This is a genomic window from Salmonella sp. SAL04213, assembly GCF_046550535.1.
GTDB classification, from domain to species: Bacteria; Pseudomonadota; Gammaproteobacteria; order Enterobacterales; family Enterobacteriaceae; genus Salmonella; species Salmonella enterica.
This window is the reverse complement of record NZ_JBGDXS010000001.1, coordinates 832,201-852,395: the sequence shown is the minus strand read 5'-3', so window position 1 is coordinate 852,395 and position 20,195 is coordinate 832,201. Positions and strand designations below refer to the sequence as shown.

The window sequence follows — 20,195 nt, the reverse complement described above, 5'->3', positions numbered from 1 at the left end:
CAGTGTGGAGAAAGAGATGGCCCGTTTGGCAGCATTTGATATGGATGGCACGTTATTAATGCCCGATCACCATTTGGGTAGAGAAACGATCGCCACGCTGTCGCGTCTGCGCGAACGCGATATCACTCTGACATTCGCTACGGGTCGTCACGTGCTGGAGATGCGGCATATTCTGGGGACGCTTTCACTGGATGCTTATCTTATTACCGGTAACGGGACGCGAATTCACTCGCTGGAAGGCGACGTGCTGCATCGTCAGGATCTCGATCCTCAGGTTGCCGATACGGTGATGCATCATGCCTGGGATACCCGAGCCAGTATGCATGTGTTTAATGACAACGGCTGGTTTACAGGCCAGGAGATCCCCGCGCTACTCCAGGCGCACGTCTACAGCGGCTTTCGTTATCAGGTTATCGATATAAAAAGTATTCCGGCCCATCAGGTGACGAAGATCTGTTTTTGCGGCGATCATGACGATCTGATCCGTTTGCGCATTCAGCTCAATGAGGCGCTGGAAGAACGCGCGCACCTCTGTTTCTCTGCCGTCGACTGCCTGGAAGTGCTACCGCTGGGGTGCAATAAAGGATCGGCGCTGGCGGTATTGAGCAACCATTTAGGGCTTTCACTGGCAGATTGCATGGCGTTTGGCGACGCGATGAACGATCGGGAAATGCTGGGCAGCGTCGGGCGGGGGCTCATTATGGGCAATGCCATGCCGCAGCTTATCGCCGCGCTGCCACACCTTTCGGTTATCGGGCATTGTGGTAATCAAGCGGTATCACACTTTTTGACGCATTGGCTGGACAATCCGCATCTACCTTATTCCCCCGAATGAGAGATCTCTTCCAGCAAGCCAGACATTCAGTCTGGCTTTTTTTTGTTTCTAGTCGCCGGTAAGTAATTTTTCGATGGCCGCTGACCACGGCGTCAAATCGCCGATATGGTCGCTAACCCAGGACGGATGGTAATAGGTATCCAGATAGCGATCGCCGCTATCGCACAATAACGTCACGATAGCGCCGGTTTCTCCAGCCTCGCGCATCCGGGCCGCAAGCTGCAGCGCTCCCCACATATTCGTGCCGGTAGAGGCGCCGACTTTACGGCCTAGCTGCGTTTCCAGCCAGTGTGCGGTGGCAACGCTGGCGGCGTCCGGCACGCGCAGCATCTCATCCACGACATCCGGAATAAAAGAAGGCTCTACTCGCGGACGACCAATTCCTTCAATCTTACTGCCCACCGGGCTGCGTAATGAAGCGTCGCGATCCTGCCAGTAAGGTAAAAAGACGGAATTTTCCGGATCCACCACCATGAGCTGAGTATCATAGCCCTGGCAGCGAATATAGCGCCCAATCGTCGCAGAGGTTCCGCCCGTTCCGGCGCTCATGACGATAAATCGCGGTACCGGATGGGGTTCGTTGCGCATCTGGCGGAAAATACTGTCGGCAATATTATTGTTGCCCCGCCAGTCGGTAGCTCGTTCTGCGTAGGTAAACTGGTCCATATAGTGACCGTTCAGTTCATGCGCCAGCCGCTCGGAGGCGGCATAAATTTCGCAGGCGCTCTCCACAAAATGACAGTGGCCGCCGTAAAATTGAATCTGTTCGATTTTACGTTTTGCGGTACAGGCGGGCATGACGGCGATGAACGGCAGTCCCAGTAAACGCGCGAACCAGGCTTCGGAAATCGCCGTTGAGCCTGATGACGCTTCAATAATCGGAGTGCCTTCTTTAATCCAGCCATTGCACAGCCCATAAAGGAACAGCGAGCGCGCCAGACGATGCTTGAGGCTACCGGTGGGATGCGTGCTTTCATCTTTCAGGTAAAGCTGGATACCTGGAAATGCCGACAGGGGCAAACGAATAAGATGCGTATCCGCCGAGCGCTGGTGGTCAGCGTTAATTTCATTAATGGCATTTTTAACCCAATTGCTACTCATCATTAATATCCATTTATCATTTTGTGCCAAGAGTAGCGAAAAGTACGGAAAAAATTGTTGCTATTTGACCTTTAAATTACAATGTAAGGAGAAAAATATTCTCTATGGAGTGGGTATGTTAGATAAAATTGACCGTAAACTGCTTTGCTTATTGCAGCAGGACTGTACCCTCTCTTTGCAGGCGCTGGCGGATGCCGTTAATCTGACGACAACGCCTTGCTGGAAGCGGCTTAAACGCCTGGAAGATGACGGTATCCTGCTTGGCAGGGTCGCGCTGCTGGACCCGGAAAAACTGGGCCTGGGATTAACCGCTTTTGTGTTGATAAAAACGCAGCACCACAGCAGTGAATGGTACTGTCGGTTCGTGACCGTCGTCTCTGAGATGCCGGAAGTGCTTGGCTTCTGGCGAATGGCGGGGGAATACGACTATCTGATGCGAGTTCAGGTGGCCGACATGAAGCGGTATGACGACTTCTATAAACGTCTGGTCAATAGCGTCCCAGGACTGTCAGACGTCACCTCCAGTTTTGCGATGGAACAGATTAAGTACACCACCTCTCTGCCCATTGAATAATTCTCCCGGTATTGCCGGAAATCATATCAGGAAATAACGCGTGCGATTATTTGCTCAATTAAGCTGGTACTTTCGCCGGGAATGGCGTCGCTATCTTGGCGCGGTGGCCCTGCTTATGCTTATTGCGATGCTTCAGCTGATCCCGCCCAAAGTGGTGGGGATTGTCGTGGATGGCGTAACCGCACAGCATTTTACTCCAGGCCGAATAGCGATGTGGATTGGCACCATTGCCCTGATCGCCGTAGTGGTCTATTTGTTGCGCTATGTCTGGCGCGTGCTGCTATTTGGCGCTTCTTATCAATTAGCCGTCGAACTGCGTGAAGATTATTATCGCCAGCTGAGTCGTCAGCATCCCGAATTTTATCAGCGCCATCGGACGGGCGATCTTATCGCGCGTGCGACGAATGATGTGGATCGCGTCGTATTTGCGGCGGGCGAGGGCGTTCTGACGCTGGTTGACTCGCTGGTAATGGGCTGCGCGGTACTGATTGTCATGTCGACGCAAATTAGCTGGCAGCTAACGCTATTAGCGCTGTTGCCGATGCCGATTATGGCGCTGATGATCAAACGTTACGGCGATCGGCTGCATGATTATTTCAAACTGGCGCAGGCCGCCTTCTCCAGCCTGAACGACCGCACGCAGGAGAGTCTGACCAGCATCCGCATGATCAAAGCGTTTGGTCTGGAGGACCGCCAGTCTTCGCTGTTTGCGGCGGATGCCGAAGATACCGGCAAGAAAAATATGCGCGTGGCGCGTATTGACGCGCGTTTTGATCCAACCATTTACATCGCCATTGGCATGGCGAACCTGCTCGCGATTAGCGGCGGAAGCTGGATGGTGGTTAACGGCAGCCTGACGCTGGGCGAACTCACCAGCTTTATGATGTATCTGGGGTTGATGATTTGGCCGATGCTGGCGCTGGCCTGGATGTTTAATATCGTGGAGCGGGGTAGCGCCGCTTACAGCCGCATCCGCGCCATGCTGGCGGAAGCGCCGGTAGTTAAGGATGGCGAAGAGCCGGTCCCGGCGGGGCGCGGCGAACTGACGGCGGCCATTCGTGAGTTTTGCTATCCGCAAACGACGCATCCGGCGCTGGAGAATGTGAACTTTCGTCTTAAACCGGGTCAGATGCTGGGGATATGCGGTCCGACCGGCGCGGGGAAAAGCACAATCTTGTCGCTTATCCAGCGCCATTTTGATGTGACGCAGGGAGAGATCCGATTCCATGACATGCCGTTGACGCATCTGCAACTGGATAGCTGGCGTAGCCGACTGGCGGTCGTCAGCCAGACGCCGTTTTTGTTCTCGGACTCTATTGCCAATAATATTGCGCTCGGACGCCCGGAGGCGACTCAGGAGGAGATTGAACAGGTGGCGCGTTTAGCCAGCGTACATGAGGATATTCTCCGTTTGCCTCAGGGCTACGACACGCAGGTAGGCGAACGTGGCGTCATGTTATCGGGTGGGCAAAAACAGCGTATCTCGATTGCCAGAGCGCTGCTGTTGAATGCGGAAATTCTGCTTCTTGATGATGCGCTTTCTGCAGTAGATGGCCGCACGGAGCATCAGATTTTGCATAATTTGCGCCAGTGGGGCGAAGGGCGTACGGTCATCATCAGCGCGCATCGTTTATCCGCGCTGACCGACGCCAATGAAATTATCGTTATGCAACATGGTCATGTTGTTCAGCGCGGCGATCACGATCAACTGGCGCAGCAGATTGGCTGGTATCGCGATATGTATCGCTATCAGCAACTGGAGGCCGCTCTGGATGACGCGCCGGAACGCGGCGAGGAGGCGGTGAATGCGTAGTTTTGGACAGCTATGGCCGACGCTGAAACGGTTGCTGGCGTATGGCTCGCCATGGCGAAAACCGCTCTCTGTCGCGGTGATGATGCTGTGGATTGCGGCGGCGGCGGAGGTTAGCGGTCCGCTGCTGATCAGCTATTTCATTGATAACATGGTGGCCCGCCACCATTTACCGTTGGGCAAGGTCGCGGGGCTGGCGGCCGCCTATGTGGGGCTACAGTTTCTGGCGGCGGGTCTGCATTACGCCCAGTCTTTATTATTTAACCGGGCGGCCGTTGGCGTGGTTCAGTCCTTGCGCACGGACGTCATGGATGCCGCCTTGCGCCAGCCGCTAAGCGCCTTCGACACGCAGCCTGTCGGACAATTAATTTCACGCGTGACCAACGATACGGAAGTCATCCGCGATCTGTACGTCACGGTCGTCGCAACGGTATTACGTAGCGCGGCGTTGATCGGCGCCATGCTGGTCGCCATGTTCAGCCTTGACTGGCGGATGGCGCTGGTGGCGATTTTGATTTTTCCGGCGGTATTGACCGTGATGGTCATTTATCAGCGCTACAGCACGCCGATTGTACGCCGCGTGCGGGCATACCTGGCGGATATTAACGACGGCTTTAACGAAATCATCAACGGGATGAGCGTAATCCAGCAGTTTCGCCAGCAGGCGCGCTTCGGCGAACGCATGGGCGAGGCCAGCCGCTCGCACTACATGGCGCGGATGCAGACGCTGCGCTTAGACGGCTTTTTATTGCGTCCGCTGCTTAGCCTCTTTTCTGCGCTCATTTTGTGCGGTCTGTTGATGCTTTTCAGCTTTACGTCTGCCGGCACGATTGAGGTCGGAGTGCTGTATGCGTTCATTAGCTATTTGTCACGTCTGAACGAGCCGCTCATTGAACTGACCACCCAGCAATCCATGCTACAGCAGGCGGTTGTGGCGGGAGAGCGTGTTTTTGAACTGATGGATCGCCCGCGCCAGCGCTATGGCAGCGACGACAGGCCGTTACAAAGCGGGGCGATTGATATTGATCATCTGTCGTTTGCTTACCGCGACGATAATCTTGTTTTACAGGACATTACGCTATCAGTACTGTCCCGTAGCTTTGTGGCGCTGGTGGGGCACACCGGCAGCGGGAAGAGCACGCTCGCCAGCTTATTAATGGGGTATTACCCCCTGACACAAGGCGAAATTCGGCTGGATGGGCGAGAAATCGCCTCTCTTAATCATCGCGTTTTACGCCAGGGCGTGGCGATGGTTCAACAGGACCCGGTAGTGATGGCGGATACCTTTCTGGCTAATGTGACGCTGGGGCGCGATGTCTCCGAGGCGCAGGTGTGGCAGGCGTTGGAAACGGTACAACTGGCAGATCTGGCGCGCGGCCTGAGCGACGGGCTGCATACGCATCTCGGCGAGCAGGGAAATACGCTGTCCGTCGGGCAAAAACAGCTATTGGCGCTGGCGCGCGTGCTGGTTGACGCCCCGCAAATATTAATTCTTGATGAAGCGACGGCCAGCATCGATTCCGGCACTGAGCAGGCGATACAGCAGGCGCTGGCGGCGATTCGCGAGCGCACCACGCTGGTGGTTATTGCCCATCGGCTATCGACAATCGTGGAGGCGGATACCATTCTGGTTCTCCATCGCGGCCAGGCGGTGGAGCGCGGGACGCATCAACAATTGCTGGCGGCGCAAGGGCGCTACTGGCAAATGTATCAATTACAGTTAGTTGGCGAGGAGTTAGCCGCCAGCGTACACGAAGAATCCGGCCCTGCGGCGTAAGGTTTGGCGCCACAGGGCAAAACCGCGCCCATTATGCACCGTCGTGGTGCGTTTTTCTTTCCCTGCTTCGATTTTGGGGCGCGTCAATATAAAGACGCGCCGCTAACCGCGCTTTTCCTCGCTCGCCAGCTTCTGGCACATCCTTTGCAATATCCATCCTGAAGAGTCCATGCGCGGCGGCAGCCGTTACCTAATTCTGACTGGAGGGTTCTATGAAGCTGGTTACCGTGATTATCAAACCGTTCAAGCTGGAGGACGTGCGGGAGGCGCTTTCTTCCATTGGCATTCAGGGACTGACCGTCACCGAAGTGAAAGGGTTTGGCCGTCAGAAAGGACACGCCGAACTGTATCGCGGCGCGGAGTACAGCGTGAATTTCCTGCCGAAGGTCAAAATTGATGTGGCTATCGCCGACGACCAACTGGAAGAGGTGATCGATATCATCAGTAAAGCGGCTTACACCGGAAAAATTGGCGACGGCAAAATTTTCGTCGCGGAGCTCATGCGCGTTATTCGGATTCGTACCGGCGAAGCTGACGAAGCAGCGCTGTAAGACCCGCCACACAGCAACAGGAAATGAAAAAATGAAGATAGCGATGATAAAAACCACACTGGCTTCACTGGCGCTGCTGCCTGGGCTAACGATAGCCGCGCCGGCGGTTGCCGATAAAGCGGATAGTGCTTTTATGATGATTTGCACTGCGCTGGTGCTGTTCATGACGATACCGGGTATCGCGCTGTTTTACGGCGGATTAATTCGCGCCAAGAACGTGCTGTCAATGTTAACGCAAGTGACCGTCACCTTTGCGCTGGTCTGTATTTTATGGGTGGTGTACGGCTATTCGCTGGCTTTTGGCGAAGGGAATCATTTCTTCGGTAATGCCGATGGGGCGATGTTGAAGAATATCGTGTTGACGGCGGTAACGGGTACGATTTATCAGTATATTCATGTCGCGTTTCAGGGATCTTTCGCCTGTATTACCGTCGGGCTGATTGTCGGCGCGCTGGCGGAGCGTATTCGTTTTTCGGCGGTGCTGATTTTTGTCGTGGTATGGTTCACGCTCTCTTATATCCCGATTGCGCACATGGTGTGGGGCGGCGGCCTGCTGGCTGCTCACGGCGCGCTGGATTTTGCCGGTGGTACGGTGGTGCATATTAACGCCGCTATCGCCGGGCTGGTGGGGGCTTATTTAATTGGCAAACGCGTCGGCTTTGGGAAAGAAGCATTTAAACCCCATAACCTGCCGATGGTCTTTACCGGTACTGCGATTCTGTATATCGGCTGGTTTGGATTTAACGCGGGTTCTGCTGGTAGCGCAAACGAGATAGCAGCGCTGGCCTTTGTGAACACCGTGGTGGCGACCGCCGCCGCGATTCTGGGGTGGATTATCGGCGAGTGGACGCTACGCGGTAAGCCTTCCCTGCTGGGAGCGTGTTCCGGCGCGATTGCCGGTCTGGTCGGCGTGACGCCAGCCTGTGGCTATGTTGGCGTTGGCGGCGCGCTGGTTATCGGCGTTATTGCCGGTCTGGCGGGATTGTGGGGAGTTACCATGCTTAAACGTCTGTTACGGGTAGATGATCCGTGCGACGTATTTGGCGTTCACGGTGTTTGCGGAATAGTCGGCTGTATCCTGACCGGCGTTTTTGCCGCCAGTTCGCTGGGCGGCGTTGGCTTTGTCGACGGCGTTACGATGGGACATCAGGTGATGGTACAGCTGGAAAGTATTGCTATTACGGTCGTCTGGTCCGGCGTTGTCGCGTTTGTTGGTTACAAACTGGCGGATATCCTTGTTGGACTGCGTGTACCGGAAGAGCAGGAGCGCGAGGGGCTGGATGTGAACAGTCACGGCGAGAATGCGTATAACGCGTGATTGCGCAACATGCCTGATGGCGCTGCGCTTATCCAGTTTACCGTAGGCCGGATAAGCGCAGCGTCATCAGGCCATTAACGCCGCATAGCGGCATGTTTTTTAATTGTGATTACGCATTACCCCTTCCTGCACGGTTGAAGCGACCAGCGCGCCATCCTGAGTATAAAACTCGCCGCGAACAAAGCCCCGGGCGCTGGAGGCGGAAGTGCTCTCTACGCTATAAAGTAGCCATTCATTAAAATTGAACGGGCGATGGAACCACATAGAGTGATCGATAGTGGCGATCTGAATGCCCTTTTCCAGAAAACCGATGCCGTGAGGCTGAAGCGCGACGGGAAGGAAATTCAGGTCAGAGGCATATCCCAGTAAATATTGATGGACGCGAATGTCATCCGGAACGGTGCCGTTGGCGCGAATCCATACCTGACGCACAGGCGCGGCGACGTGACCTTTCAACGGATTGTGAAATTCGACGGGACGAATTTCCAGCGGGCGATCGCAGAGAAACTTTTCTTTCAGAATCGGCGGCAGTAAATGCGCCAGCGATTGCGCGATTTCCGTTTCTGACGGTAGTCCTTCCGGCCCGACTGCCGTCGGCATGGTTTTTTGATGTTCAAAACCCGGTTCCGGCGCCTGGAATGAGGCGGTCATGTAAAAGATGGGTTTCCCGTTCTGAATAGCGGCAACGCGGCGGGCGCTGAAGCTATTCCCATCGCGCAGCACTTCTACGTCATAGATAATGGGTTTTTGGCTGTCGCCTGGCCGCAGAAAATAACTGTGGAATGAATGCACCAGTCGTGCTTCCGGCACCGTTTCTTTGGCGGCATAGAGTGCCTGGCCCACCACCTGACCGCCAAATACCTGGCGCAGCCCTAAGTCTTCACTTTGGCCCCGAAAGAGTCCTTCTTCAATTTTTTCCAGATTCAATAATGTCAGCAAATTATTCAGTGTCTGACTCATACATACTCTCCAGGTGACAACGATGCCGAAGCGAGGTAGGGCAGAGTATAACGCAATTTTGCAAGTGGTCCGATGGGTACAAAAGTCTGAATAACAGACCAATTCCAGGCAAAAATGAGTGACATGTGCCACACTTAATCACGTTATGTTTCTGTTAACCACTCTTCCGGCGGGGGGAAAGGCCTGCTGGTGCATTGATGATAAGGAGAATTGAATGAAACTCGTGCACATCGTAAGTGGTTTAGCGGTTGCGATATCTCTGGCGGCCTGCGCTGATAAAAGCGCTGATATCCAGACGCCTGCGCCAAACCCTAACATGTCGATTACAGCTAACCAGTCTACTATTCAGCAACCCAATGTTTCCGGTACCGTCTGGATCCGCCAGAAGGTCGCTCTGCCGCCAGATGCGGTGCTGACCGTGACGCTTTCAGATGCTTCGCTGGCTGATGCGCCGTCTAAGGTGCTGTCGCAAAAAGCGGTACGTACCGAAGGTAAACAGGCGCCTTTCAGTTTTGTGTTGCCGTTTAACCCATCAGATATTCAACCTAACGCGCGTATTCTCCTGAGCGCGGCCATCACCGTTGACAATAAGCTGGTATTTATTACCGATAGCGTGAAACCGGTGATTAATAATGGCGGCACTAAAGCGGATCTGACGCTGGTACCGGTACAGCAAACGGCGGTGCCTGTGCAGGCCAGCGGCGGTGCGACGACGACGGTTCCATCGACTTCGCCGACCCAGGTCAATCCGTCTTCTGCCGTTCCTGCGCCTACCCAGTATTAATCCTGCGCCAACCCTCTCCGTTACGGAGAGGGTTAATACACCCAGCGATAGCGTTGTAAATCGATTTGTCCGCTTCCCGACACCACCACGCCTTCCGCCAGTAATGCCTGACGTTGCCGCTGTAGATCCGGCCCGGTAAGTGATATTGCGCCGTGGCGGTTCACCACCCGATGCCATGGTAAAGTGCTGCCTTCCGGCAGACGTTTTAAAACTCCGCCGACCTGACGCGCTGCCCGAGGCGAACCGGCAAGCCGGGCGACATCACCGTAGGTCGTGACAAATCCTTCCGGGATCGAAGCGACGATTTGCCAGACGCGTTGAGGAAATGTGTCCTGAATATCCATAATAGAATCCTGCGTTAATGCTTCAGGATAATCTGGAATAAGGGGGGAGGAAAGCCCGGATGCGCAAGAAACCAGCATCCGATGCCTGATGGGTTGCAATTGCACGATATAGCAGTGATAATGCGCCTGCGCGTTGGTTCACAACGCTCTCAATGGGGGCTCTGTTGGTTCTCCCGCAACGCTACTCTGTTTACCAGGTCAGGTCCGGAAGGAAGCAGCCAAGGCAGATGACGCGTGTGCCGGGATGTAGCTGGCAGGGCCCCCACCCATTTGTGCCTCTCCACACTGTTCTTTTCTGCTGTGCGACGTTATAGCCGCTGTTCCGCCCAAAGAATAAATGCCGTAGCGGGTAGGGGCTTACTGTATAACCAGCCCTGACCATAATGTACGCCATGCTGGCGTAGCCACTGTTCTTGCCTGGTCGTTTCGATGCCTTCTGCGACCATCTTGAGTTTGAGCGTTTTCGCCATTTCAATAATATGCGGCGTGACGTTTTTATATTCCAGCGCATCGACAAAAGATTTATCAATTTTAAGGACATCCACATCCAGATTTTGTAAATAGCTGAGGCTGGAATAGCCGGTGCCAAAGTCATCAATATAAATGGAATGTCCCGCGTTACGGTATCTGGCGACAATGGGCGCGCTGGTTTTCGGATCGGCGAACTCGCGTTCCGTTAATTCAAGCGCGATTTGCGACGGAGAAATTTGGCTACGGTTCAGCAGCGTGCTTAACAGCGTCGGCAACGTTTCCGACGCCAGATCGGATGCCTCAAGATTGATTGAAATATGTTGTTCGGGATGGGACTTTAACCAACTCCCCATGTCTTCAAAAACGGTTTCGATGATTAGCCGGGTTAGCGGCTCCGTGAGCCCGGTTTGTTCAGCCAGCGCGATAAAAATTTCCGGCGAAAGGAAGGTGCCGTCCGCCTGTTGCCAGCGAGCTAAAGCTTCGGCACCGACAATTTTTCCGCTGCTCAGGGAGACAATAGGCTGATAGTGTACGTTAATTTCGCGATTGTCTATCGCATCCTGGAGACGGTGGCGGGGCGACTGTAGCCGACGCAAAATACGCAGAATAAAGGCCGCGGCCAGCAGACCCGTTACGATGCCCGCCGGTAGCCAGATAAACGCCTGTCGATACCAGCTCCTTTCCAGCGGAGCGGTCGGTGCCCAGCTTACGATAGTAATGCCCATTTCCGGAAAGGGGTGGATAGCATACTGAATGCCTCGGTTTTCCAGCCGTAGGGGCGTCTCATGGTGAATGAGCGGAAGAATAGCGGGGTCAAGGTTACCGCTGCTGGCAACCACAGTATTGCGTTCCCGGCCAATAATAGCGACGTCAATCGGCCATGCGCCAAACGGAATCACATCGATAAAGGACGCCGGGTCGATCATCACGATATAGCTGTCGCTCCCGAGTGCCGCCATATAGCGTTTTATACCCAGATCGTTTTGCGCCGTAAACCAGGCGCGATAACCGTCGCGAGTGATTTTCATGGGCGGAGGGAACGCGGGAATATGGCTCTCTTTTTCAAGTGAGGAGCAAACGGGAATCGAATTTTTAAGATACAGAACTTCCTGGACATACCGAAAGCTATAAGACACGCGGCGCATGGCGAGTAAATGGGCGCTGCTGCAGGGCTCGCCTTTAAAGGAGGCAATATGCGTTAACGCGGCTTTTGCCTGGTCACTGACCCTTTCTGTACGTAGCGCCACCCGGGACGAGAAGATATCCAGCTCTTCGTTAAACCTTTTTTCAACTTGACGGTGCGCCAGCCACAGGCTCAATCCTATCGGGAAAAGGACAGACAGGATAAGCACTCCCGTTACCAGGCTGACCAGATGTCGTGTTGTCACAGTGATGTCCTTATAAACACAGCGTAGAGAAAGTATATCCGATCGTAAATCGCGCCCTCGAATGATAAAGCTATTTTATCGATTTTACAGATACAGGGGCCAGACTAACGCGTTACGCCACGTTGCTTTTGCCGCCAGGAAGAGATCGTGAATGTTTACCGGTTGAAAAAGGAGCGTTGATAGCGTATTTTATTGTTATGTTATAACATAATTGAGAGGACGCAATGAAACCTGATATTCATCCTGTATACCGCACCGTCGTATTTCACGACACCAGCGCAAATGAATATGTGAAAGTGGGATCAACTATCAAAACTGAACGTGAAATCGAACTGGACGGCGTGACATATCCGTATGTCACTATTGATGTGTCATCAAAATCGCATCCTTTTTATACCGGTAGACAGAAAACGTTTGATAGCGAAAGTAGCGCCGCACGCTTCCAGAAACGTTTTGGTCATTTTATCGGCGCTAAACGGGGGTAAATGAAATGCAGGTGTTAAACTCACTTCGCAATGCAAAACAACGGCATCCGGATTGCCAGATAGTCAAACGCAAAGGACGCTTATACGTGATTTGTAAAACAAATCCGCGTTTTAAGGCGGTTCAGGGGCGTAAAAAAAGACGTTAAAAAACCAACGGTTCAGGGAAAGCAGTGCGTACCAGGGAGGGTGCGCACTTTTTTATTACCGGCTGGCTTCTGCGCGGGCCAGCGTAAAAATATCGTAGAAGGAAAGTTCGCCCTTACGGGCAACCATTTTTTGCAGCTGGACTTTATGTTCATTATCCACCTGTGGAGACTGAAGAATCGTCTCAATGAGCGTGGGGGGAACAAAGCGGGTGTTGTACCATTCGCCGTTGTAACAGACCCGGAGGTCCAGCACATCGATGTCGTTATAGTGATAACGCGGGGCGATGTCGAAAAAGAAGAAGCCATTAAATGCGATAAATAACACCACTAACAGCCACACTGACCCCACCAGCGTTTCTGATTGCAGCATGACCGCCAGCGTCGCAAACCAGGCTGCATACATCGCGATAAATAACCCAGGATGCTTGCGGATAAAACTGATACTAAAACGCGGCCTGTTATCGCGTTTTTCACGGACGTTTAAGTCATCAATAGTTTCGCTAAGCAGGCGCTGTATCTCTGTCATCTTTTGCCTTCATGATTTCTGCGACATAGGGGTAGTAACAGCCCATTTTAAAGGGAGGTGTAACGTGAAAAAAGTAACAGATTAACCACGAATTAGCATAACAGTTATCATTTTGACTACAATTTTTTAATGATTCGCGCCGGATTTCCGCCTACCACGACGTCTGGCGGTACGTTTTTTGTCACCACAGCGCCTGAAGCGACGACGACGTTATCGCCGATGGTTACGCCAGGATTAACGACGGCTCGTCCGCCTATCCAGACGTTATTTCCGATAGTGACGGGTTTACCTAATTCTCTGCCGCTGTTGCGTTCGACGGCGTCCAGCGGGTGCGTGGCGGTATAGATATGTACCCCTGGCGCGAGCATACAATTATCGCCAATATGAATTGGGCAAACATCAAGCATGACGCAGTCGAAGTTAGCGTAAAAGGAGTGACCAAGAAAAATATTATAGCCGTAGTCGCAACGGAAGGAAGGTTCAATATAGGCGTCTTCGCATCGACCCAACAGGTCGCGTAAAATCGCCTGACGCTTATTTATTTCATCAGGCGTAGTATAATTGTATTGATGGATGAGTTGACGCGCCCGCAGTCGATCCTGGCATAAAGTTTCATCGGTCGGGCAATACAGTGCCCCAGCGATCATTTTTTGTTTTTCGTCACTCATCGCGCGCTCCCCTTGATGGATATTATCGCAATAGAAGCAATAATAGAGTATTAGAGGGAACGTTCCCTGCTATTGGTATGTGATCTATATCACTGTTCTATAATGGCCCGTTGTGTTATTAGCCAGAACGAGGAGGCAGATAACACCTGCGTGTTCTCTAAAAAGTAATGTAGCGTGATTAACGAATGAATTTCCATACTGAAGAGGGGATCTTGTCGTAGAGTTTGTTCATCGTCAATTCTGCAAGACGGTGATCCGCAGCTGAGTAAAATACAGCCAGCTCATTGTCGGACAATTCATATTTATTTTTCTCAATGACGCGCTCCAGAGTGTCAATTGTCTGACAGCGCCGTAAACGCATCAAATAATCAGTTTTAGTTAATGGTTTATCAGACATAAATTCTACCTATGATTGTAATAATTTTTAACAAGACAAACTAACAGGATTAGCCCTGGTGGCGTTGACGAAACAACGGAACAGGCGGTTGCCCGATTTACGCCATTTTTGCAAATCCTGCGTATTAATACCATAGCTGCTGAACAACATAAAGGTGTCGTCCAGGTATTCATCTATCTGCGCAATCAATTTATTGTCTTCATTGTACTTAATTTTATAATTAAGCGCGAAAGTTGCAATATGCTCTATCAGCTCATTGAGCTGCAGGTTGACTGCTGAGGTCGGGTCATTAACCCAGCCATGGTTGCTTTCTTCAAGGTTTGCAAGACAGTCATGATACAGGGTTTCGCAAAGAAATTTAAGCTGTGCTATATCATGTCTTTTGGGTGAGTATTCGTCCATAATGCATCCCCTTTTTAGTGGCTTAAACTAACCGAACACCTTCGGGATGGATACAACTAACTAACCTGGTACTTCCCACGTCACCTTATGATTTAACTATAATCTACTCTAAAAAACTTTTCATCGTCATATTACGAAAAATTACAATTGCGTGAAAGCCGCGTGTTGCCATACTTTTTCGAATTTTAACAGTGATCGTCGGTCGCCTAAAAAGGAACCAGTTTTATTGTTTGTGTAATCATTGGGTTAACGTTTTTTAGCTTTTCAGGCTAAAACAATAGACTCTGACAGGAGAAAATAGCCAGGAATATTCTTAATATTTCTTAATTAATGGCTGAATTAAGAAATGGCCAACTTTCCTAAGAAAAGCCTTTAACGTAGTAAGGATTATACCTTTTATTAATATGGCAAAAAATAATCAATCTAACAATAAGCGTATTTTATGATTTTTGCGTAAAAAAGGCCGCTTGCGCGGCCTTATCAACAGTGAGCAAATCAGCGATGTTCTGTCGAATGACTATGCTCAATATCTTCGCTTTTACGGCTAAAGCGGCGGCGTACCACCACGAAGAAGACCGGTACGAAGAAAATAGCCAGTACGGTTGCCGTTACCATCCCGCCCAGTACGCCAGTACCTACCGCATTCTGCGCGCCGGAACCCGCGCCGGAACTGATAACCAGCGGCATAACCCCCAGCATGAACGCTAACGAGGTCATCAGAATCGGGCGCAAACGCATCCGGACGGCCTCCAGCGTCGCTTCTACCAGACCTTTCCCTTCTTTATCCATTAAGTCTTTGGCGAATTCGACGATAAGTATCGCGTTCTTCGCCGACAACCCAATGGTTGTGAGCAGGCCCACCTGGAAGTAAACGTCGTTAGTCAGTCCGCGGAAGGTGGCAGCCAGCAGCGCGCCGATAACCCCAAGCGGAACAACCAGCATTACGGAGAACGGGATAGACCAGCTCTCATACAATGCCGCCAGACACAGGAAGACGACGATCAGCGAGATAGCATACAGAGCAGGGGCCTGGTTGCCGGACAACCGCTCCTGGTAGGACATCCCGGTCCAGTCATACCCAATGCCTGACGGCAGCTTGCTGGCCAGTTCTTCCATCATCGCCATCGCTTCACCAGTACTCTTGCCTGGCGCCGCCTGACCCAGAATTTCCATCGAAGGCAGACCGTTATAGCGTTCCAGACGTGGCGAACCATATTCCCAGCGGGAAGAGGAGAATGCGGAGAACGGCACCATCTGACCATCGCTACCACGAACGTACCAGTCGTTAATATCATCCGGCAACATGCGGTATTTCGCTTCGGACATCACGTAAACTTTCTTCACACGACCGCGATCGATAAAGTCGTTTACATAGCTGCCGCCCCATGCTGCGCCCAGCGTGGTATTAATGTCGCTAATAGACACGCCCAGCGCCTGAGCTTTTTCCTGGTCGATATCGATTTTAAACTGCGGCGTATCTTCCAGACCGTTAGGTCGAACGCCGACCAGCAGATCAGGATATTTCGCCACCTCGCCGAACAACTGATTACGCGCCTGGGTGAGTTTTTCATGACCAAGTCCCGCCTGGTCAATCAACTCGAAGTCAAACCCGGTTGCGGTGCCCAGTTCAACAATCGCCGGCAGGTTAAAGGCGAAGACCATCGCATCTTTAATTTGTGAAAACGCTGCGGTTGCCCGCTGGGTAATCGCTTCAACCTTGTTTTTTTCGCCTGGACGATCGGCCCAGTCTTTCAACGACACGAATGCAATACCGGTATTCTGACCGCGCCCTGCAAAACCGAAGCCGTTGACGGCGAATACCGATTCAACGTTGGCTTTCTCTTTGTTCAGATAGTAATCCGTGACCTCATCCAGCACTTTTTGCGTGCGCTCTTGCGTCGCGCCGGCGGGGAGCTGGACCATTGTCAGGAATACGCCCTGGTCTTCATCCGGCAAGAAAGAGCTTGGCAGACGAACGAACAGATAAGCCATACCGACGACGATAATGAGATAGAGCAGCAGATAACGCCCGGTGCTGCGCAGAATATTCCCTACGCTATCGGTGTAGTGATGCGTGCTCTTATCAAACAGGCGGTTAAACCAGCCGAAAAAGCCTTTTTTCCCTTCGCCATGATCGCCTTTGGCGACGGGTTTGAGCATCGTCGCGCACAGCGCGGGCGTCAGGATCAGCGCGACCAGCACCGACAGCGCCATCGCCGATACGATGGTGATAGAGAACTGACGATAAATTGCCCCGGTTGAGCCGCCAAAGAAGGCCATCGGAATAAATACCGCCGACAGTACCATCGCGATACCCACCAATGCGCCCTGAATCTGGCCCATGGATTTGCGCGTCGCTTCCTTCGGCGGAAGGCCTTCTTCCGTCATAACACGTTCGACGTTCTCGACCACCACGATGGCGTCATCCACCAGCAAGCCGATGGCGAGCACCATCCCGAACATCGTCAGCGTGTTTATCGAGAAACCGAATGCCGCAAGCACGGCAAAGGTTCCTAACAACACCACCGGAACCGCAATAGTCGGAATCAACGTCGCGCGGAAGTTCTGCAGGAACAGGTACATCACCAGGAACACGAGGATAATCGCTTCGACCAGCGTTTTTACCACTTCATGAATAGAGATCTTCACGAACGGCGTGGTGTCATATGGGTAGACGATTTTCATCCCTGGCGGGAAGAACGGTTCCATTTTTTTCAGTTCGGCGCGAATAGCGGTAGCGGTATCCAGCGCGTTGGCGCCGGTAGCCAGTTTGATGCCAAGACCTGACGCTGGCTGACCGTTAAATTTCGCGATGACGTCGTAGTTTTCGCCGCCAAGCTCAATTTTCGCTACATCCCGCAGACGAACCTGAGAGCCATCCTGATTCACCTTCAGCAGGATTTTGCCAAACTCATCCGTTGAGGTCAGACGCGTTTGGGCAATAATCGATGCGTTAAGCTGCTGGCCTTTAACCGGCGGCGTACCACCGAGCTGACCTGCCGCGACCTGGGCGTTCTGCGCTTTGATCGCGTTAATCACGTCGACCGGCGTCAGTTGGTATTTGGTCAGCTCTGTCGGATTCATCCAGATACGCATCGCATACTGCGAACCAAACAGCTGGACGTCGCCCACCCCAGAGGTACGGCTGATCGGATCTTTCATATTGGCGGCAACGTAATCCGAAATATCCTCCTGGGTCATGGTGCCGTCGGTGTTAATGACGCCCACTACCATCAGGAAGCTACTTGAGGACTTCTCAACGCTCACGCCCTGTTGCTGTACTTCCTGGGGAAGTAACGGCATTGCCAGTTGCAACTTGTTCTGAACCTGAACCTGCGCGATATCCGCATCGGTGCCGGATTCAAAGGTCAGCGTGATCTGCACGGTCCCCGTGGAGTCACTGTTGGAGGACATATACATCAGGTTATCGATACCGTTCATATTCTGTTCGATAACCTGCGTGACGGTATCCTGTACCGTTTTCGCATCAGCGCCAGGGTAGGTTGCGGAGATCGTCACTGCTGGTGGCGCAATCGTCGGATATTGCGCTACCGGCAATTTGAGGATCGCGAGCCCCCCTGCCAACATGATGATGATGGCGATCACCCACGCAAATATAGGGCGATCGATAAAGAAATTAGGCATGTCTTAACGGCTCCTGTTTAAGTTAAGACCTGGGCTGAGCAGGTTGATCACCGCTTGCGGCTTGCTGTTTGTTATCCGCGGTAATTTCCTGCACTTTAACCTGTGCGCCAGGACGTACTTTTTGCAGCCCGCTGACGACTACGCGGTCGCCCGCTTTCAACCCGTCAGTCACCAGCCACTTATCGCCGATCGCCTGGCTTGCGACGATTTGGCGGGTTTCCACTTTGTTATCAGCGCCAACCACCAGCACCGTGGCATCGCCGCGTGGAGTTCGGGTAACGCCCTGTTGTGGAACCAGTAATGCCGTCGGTTTTGTCCCTTCCTGCAGACGTGCGCGAACGAACATTCCTGGCAATAAGGTGTGATCCGGGTTAGGGAAGATGGCGCGCAAAGTAATAGACCCGGTGCTTTGGTCAACGGTCACGTCGGAGAACTCAAGCGTACCGGACTGCGGGAATTTGATACCGTCGCTGGTCACCAGGTCGACCTTCGCTTTGCCGTTTTCCTGTTTCAGCGAACCATTTGCCAGCTCCTGCTTCAGGCGCAGGAAGTCATTGCTGGACTGGGTCACATCGACATAAATAGGGTCCAACTGCTGCACTGTCGCCAGCGCCGACGCCTGACCGTTCTGTACCAGCGCGCCTTCCGTTACGGATGACTTACCAATACGACCGCTAATCGGCGAGGTGACTTTGGTATATGCCAGGTTGATACGTGCGGTTTCAACGGCGGCTTTTGCTGCGACAACGGCGGCAGTCGCTTGTTGTGCGTCAGCCAGCGCCTGATCGTATTCCTGCTTACTGATGTACTGCGTACCCAGCAGCTTTTGATAACGCTTCACCGTCAGTTCAGCGATATTCGCGGCGGCCTGCGCTTTTGCCAAATCGCCCTTAGCGCTGTCGTAAGTCGCCTGGTAGGTCGCAGGATCAATCTGATAGAGAGAGACTCCCGCTTCAATATCACTTCCCTCAACGAAATTACGCTTCAGGATAATGCCGCTTACCTGCGGGCGAACTTCGGCGATACGGTAAGCAACGGTACGACCCGGAAGTTCAGTTGTGATTTGCAGTGGTTCCGTTTTTAGTGTGACAACCCCAACTTCTGGCATCTGCTGGCCGCCTTGCTGGTCCTGTTTGTCGTCACATCCTGTTAGCGCTAAGCTGCCTGAGAGCATCAGAACGACCGCCAGAGGCGTTAACCCTCTGTTTTTGTTCATATGTAAACCTCGAGTGTCCGATTTCAAATTGGTCAATGGTCAAAGGTCCTTAAACCCATTGCTGCGTTTATATTATCGTCGTGCTATGGTACATACATCCATAAATGTATGTAAATCTAACGCCTGTAAATTCACCGACATATGGCACGAAAAACCAAACAACAAGCGCTGGAGACACGACAACACATCCTGGATGTGGCCCTGCGTTTGTTCTCGCAGCAAGGCGTATCGGCAACCTCGCTGGCGGAGATTGCGAACGCTGCTGGCGTGACGCGCGGCGCAATCTATTGGCATTTCAAAAATAAGTCGGATTTATTCAGTGAGATCTGGGAGCTATCAGAATCCAATATTGGTGAGCTTGAGATTGAGTATCAGGCAAAATTCCCCGACGATCCACTATCTGTATTAAGAGAAATTTTAGTTCATATTCTTGAAGCTACTGTAACAGAAGAACGACGCCGCTTATTGATGGAGATTATATTCCATAAATGTGAGTTTGTCGGAGAAATGGTTGTGGTTCAACAGGCGCAACGTAGCCTTTGTCTGGAAAGTTACGATCGGATTGAACAAACGTTAAAACATTGTATTAATGCTAAAATGCTGCCTGAAAATCTGCTGACCCGTCGTGCGGCGATACTGATGCGCAGCTTTATTTCAGGGCTCATGGAAAACTGGTTATTTGCTCCGCAATCGTTTGATTTAAAAAAAGAAGCTCGCGCCTACGTCACGATCCTGCTGGAGATGTATCAATTGTGTCCGACGCTGCGCGCGTCGACGTTCAACGGCTCCCCCTGATA

The 20,195-nt window shown here is 52.4% G+C and carries 20 protein-coding genes and 1 other RNA gene; 11 read left to right on the top strand and 10 right to left on the bottom strand.

The window, feature by feature from the left end:
• Positions 1-16: 16 nt before the first annotated feature.
• Complete coding sequence (cof, locus tag ACLJPQ_RS04165) at positions 17-835, top strand: HMP-PP phosphatase (RefSeq protein WP_000113040.1); 819 nt, start codon at positions 17-19, stop codon at positions 833-835.
• Positions 836-883: 48 nt separating this feature from the next.
• Here cof and cdsH read toward each other — a convergent pair whose 3' ends face one another.
• Positions 884-1,939, bottom strand: a complete 1,056-nt coding sequence (gene cdsH, locus ACLJPQ_RS04160) for a cysteine desulfhydrase (protein ID WP_000987851.1) — start codon at positions 1,937-1,939, stop codon at positions 884-886.
• Positions 1,940-2,051: 112 nt separating this feature from the next.
• Between cdsH and decR the strand changes: the two genes are divergently transcribed.
• From decR to amtB, 5 genes are all read left to right on the top strand, one after another.
• A complete protein-coding gene (decR, locus tag ACLJPQ_RS04155) occupies positions 2,052-2,510 on the top strand; it encodes a DNA-binding transcriptional regulator DecR (RefSeq protein ID WP_000884593.1) in 459 nt (152 codons plus the stop codon).
• A gap of 40 nt (positions 2,511-2,550) precedes the next feature.
• Positions 2,551-4,323, top strand: coding sequence for a SmdA family multidrug ABC transporter permease/ATP-binding protein (locus tag ACLJPQ_RS04150; protein WP_001235560.1), 1,773 nt, complete (start codon positions 2,551-2,553; stop codon positions 4,321-4,323).
• The gene (locus ACLJPQ_RS04145) at positions 4,316-6,097 is read left to right on the top strand and encodes a SmdB family multidrug efflux ABC transporter permease/ATP-binding protein (RefSeq protein WP_080184600.1); all 1,782 of its coding nucleotides are present in this window, start codon (positions 4,316-4,318) and stop codon (positions 6,095-6,097) included. The genes ACLJPQ_RS04150 and ACLJPQ_RS04145 overlap by 8 nt, the downstream gene beginning before the upstream one ends.
• 212 nt (positions 6,098-6,309) lie before the next feature.
• Positions 6,310-6,648 carry a P-II family nitrogen regulator gene (gene glnK / locus ACLJPQ_RS04140; RefSeq protein ID WP_000780341.1) on the top strand — a complete coding sequence of 113 codons (339 nt, stop codon included), beginning with the start codon at positions 6,310-6,312 and terminating at the stop codon, positions 6,646-6,648.
• 31 nt (positions 6,649-6,679) lie between these two features.
• Positions 6,680-7,966, top strand: coding sequence for an ammonium transporter AmtB (gene amtB, locus ACLJPQ_RS04135; protein ID WP_000684913.1), 1,287 nt, complete (start codon positions 6,680-6,682; stop codon positions 7,964-7,966).
• A gap of 99 nt (positions 7,967-8,065) precedes the next feature.
• Here the strand turns inward: amtB and tesB are convergent, their stop codons facing one another.
• Complete coding sequence (tesB, locus tag ACLJPQ_RS04130) at positions 8,066-8,926, bottom strand: acyl-CoA thioesterase II (protein ID WP_000084176.1); 861 nt, start codon at positions 8,924-8,926, stop codon at positions 8,066-8,068.
• A 214-nt stretch (positions 8,927-9,140) separates the two neighbouring features.
• Between tesB and ACLJPQ_RS04125 the strand changes: the two genes are divergently transcribed.
• A complete protein-coding gene (locus tag ACLJPQ_RS04125; protein ID WP_000779802.1) occupies positions 9,141-9,710 on the top strand; it encodes a YbaY family lipoprotein in 570 nt (189 codons plus the stop codon).
• Positions 9,711-9,742: 32 nt separating this feature from the next.
• Here the strand turns inward: ACLJPQ_RS04125 and ACLJPQ_RS04120 are convergent, their stop codons facing one another.
• Positions 9,743-10,132 (bottom strand): MGMT family protein, encoded by a 390-nt coding sequence (locus ACLJPQ_RS04120; protein ID WP_000961285.1) that lies wholly within the window; start codon positions 10,130-10,132, stop codon positions 9,743-9,745.
• Between the two features lie 84 nt (positions 10,133-10,216).
• On the opposite strand from ACLJPQ_RS04120, the gene ffs reads away from it, so the two are divergent.
• Positions 10,217-10,313, top strand: an RNA gene (gene ffs / locus ACLJPQ_RS04115) — signal recognition particle sRNA small type.
• Between the two features lie 49 nt (positions 10,314-10,362).
• On the opposite strand, the gene ACLJPQ_RS04110 is transcribed toward ffs, so the two are convergent.
• Complete coding sequence (locus ACLJPQ_RS04110) at positions 10,363-11,913, bottom strand: EAL domain-containing protein (protein ID WP_000213145.1); 1,551 nt, start codon at positions 11,911-11,913, stop codon at positions 10,363-10,365.
• Between the two features lie 224 nt (positions 11,914-12,137).
• Between ACLJPQ_RS04110 and ACLJPQ_RS04105 the strand changes: the two genes are divergently transcribed.
• Both ACLJPQ_RS04105 and ykgO read left to right on the top strand, forming a co-directional pair.
• Entirely contained in the window at positions 12,138-12,398 is a 261-nt protein-coding gene (locus tag ACLJPQ_RS04105) for a type B 50S ribosomal protein L31 (protein ID WP_000801415.1), read from the top strand.
• Between the two features lie 5 nt (positions 12,399-12,403).
• A complete protein-coding gene (gene ykgO / locus ACLJPQ_RS04100; protein WP_001197749.1) occupies positions 12,404-12,544 on the top strand; it encodes a type B 50S ribosomal protein L36 in 141 nt (46 codons plus the stop codon).
• A 55-nt stretch (positions 12,545-12,599) separates the two neighbouring features.
• Here ykgO and ACLJPQ_RS04095 read toward each other — a convergent pair whose 3' ends face one another.
• The 6 genes from ACLJPQ_RS04095 to acrA form a co-directional block, all read right to left on the bottom strand.
• Entirely contained in the window at positions 12,600-13,070 is a 471-nt protein-coding gene (locus tag ACLJPQ_RS04095; protein WP_000136183.1) for a YlaC family protein, read from the bottom strand.
• A gap of 116 nt (positions 13,071-13,186) precedes the next feature.
• Entirely contained in the window at positions 13,187-13,738 is a 552-nt protein-coding gene (gene maa, locus ACLJPQ_RS04090; RefSeq protein WP_001278793.1) for a maltose O-acetyltransferase, read from the bottom strand.
• A gap of 178 nt (positions 13,739-13,916) precedes the next feature.
• Complete coding sequence (locus tag ACLJPQ_RS04085) at positions 13,917-14,135, bottom strand: HHA domain-containing protein (RefSeq protein ID WP_001280991.1); 219 nt, start codon at positions 14,133-14,135, stop codon at positions 13,917-13,919.
• 27 nt (positions 14,136-14,162) lie between these two features.
• Positions 14,163-14,537: an Hha toxicity modulator TomB gene (gene tomB / locus ACLJPQ_RS04080; protein WP_000344807.1), complete on the bottom strand. Its 375-nt coding sequence runs from the start codon at positions 14,535-14,537 to the stop codon at positions 14,163-14,165.
• A 495-nt stretch (positions 14,538-15,032) separates the two neighbouring features.
• Positions 15,033-18,182, bottom strand: a complete 3,150-nt coding sequence (gene acrB, locus ACLJPQ_RS04075) for an efflux RND transporter permease AcrB (protein WP_001132508.1) — start codon at positions 18,180-18,182, stop codon at positions 15,033-15,035.
• Between the two features lie 22 nt (positions 18,183-18,204).
• Entirely contained in the window at positions 18,205-19,398 is a 1,194-nt protein-coding gene (gene acrA, locus ACLJPQ_RS04070; protein WP_001039199.1) for a multidrug efflux RND transporter periplasmic adaptor subunit AcrA, read from the bottom strand.
• A gap of 141 nt (positions 19,399-19,539) precedes the next feature.
• Here acrA and acrR point away from each other — a divergent pair, with 141 nt between their 5' ends.
• Entirely contained in the window at positions 19,540-20,193 is a 654-nt protein-coding gene (acrR, locus tag ACLJPQ_RS04065; RefSeq protein WP_000101753.1) for a multidrug efflux transporter transcriptional repressor AcrR, read from the top strand.
• Positions 20,194-20,195 lie beyond the last annotated feature (2 nt).

Excerpts from the sequence above, each read along its gene's own strand:
- cof (WP_000113040.1), top strand. The coding sequence starts at position 17 with ATGGCCCGTTTGGCAGCATTTGATATGGATGGCACGTTATTAATGCCC.
- cdsH (WP_000987851.1), bottom strand. The coding sequence starts at position 1,939 with ATGATGAGTAGCAATTGGGTTAAAAATGCCATTAATGAAATTAACGCT.
- decR (WP_000884593.1), top strand. The coding sequence starts at position 2,052 with ATGTTAGATAAAATTGACCGTAAACTGCTTTGCTTATTGCAGCAGGAC.
- ACLJPQ_RS04145 (WP_080184600.1), top strand. The coding sequence starts at position 4,316 with ATGCGTAGTTTTGGACAGCTATGGCCGACGCTGAAACGGTTGCTGGCG.
- glnK (WP_000780341.1), top strand. The coding sequence starts at position 6,310 with ATGAAGCTGGTTACCGTGATTATCAAACCGTTCAAGCTGGAGGACGTG.
- amtB (WP_000684913.1), top strand. The coding sequence starts at position 6,680 with ATGAAGATAGCGATGATAAAAACCACACTGGCTTCACTGGCGCTGCTG.
- tesB (WP_000084176.1), bottom strand. The coding sequence starts at position 8,926 with ATGAGTCAGACACTGAATAATTTGCTGACATTATTGAATCTGGAAAAA.
- ACLJPQ_RS04125 (WP_000779802.1), top strand. The coding sequence starts at position 9,141 with ATGAAACTCGTGCACATCGTAAGTGGTTTAGCGGTTGCGATATCTCTG.
- ACLJPQ_RS04120 (WP_000961285.1), bottom strand. The coding sequence starts at position 10,132 with ATGCTGGTTTCTTGCGCATCCGGGCTTTCCTCCCCCCTTATTCCAGAT.
- ACLJPQ_RS04105 (WP_000801415.1), top strand. The coding sequence starts at position 12,138 with ATGAAACCTGATATTCATCCTGTATACCGCACCGTCGTATTTCACGAC.
- ykgO (WP_001197749.1), top strand. The coding sequence starts at position 12,404 with ATGCAGGTGTTAAACTCACTTCGCAATGCAAAACAACGGCATCCGGAT.
- ACLJPQ_RS04095 (WP_000136183.1), bottom strand. The coding sequence starts at position 13,070 with ATGACAGAGATACAGCGCCTGCTTAGCGAAACTATTGATGACTTAAAC.
- maa (WP_001278793.1), bottom strand. The coding sequence starts at position 13,738 with ATGAGTGACGAAAAACAAAAAATGATCGCTGGGGCACTGTATTGCCCG.
- ACLJPQ_RS04085 (WP_001280991.1), bottom strand. The coding sequence starts at position 14,135 with ATGTCTGATAAACCATTAACTAAAACTGATTATTTGATGCGTTTACGG.
- tomB (WP_000344807.1), bottom strand. The coding sequence starts at position 14,537 with ATGGACGAATACTCACCCAAAAGACATGATATAGCACAGCTTAAATTT.
- acrB (WP_001132508.1), bottom strand. The coding sequence starts at position 18,182 with ATGCCTAATTTCTTTATCGATCGCCCTATATTTGCGTGGGTGATCGCC.
- acrA (WP_001039199.1), bottom strand. The coding sequence starts at position 19,398 with ATGAACAAAAACAGAGGGTTAACGCCTCTGGCGGTCGTTCTGATGCTC.
- acrR (WP_000101753.1), top strand. The coding sequence starts at position 19,540 with ATGGCACGAAAAACCAAACAACAAGCGCTGGAGACACGACAACACATC.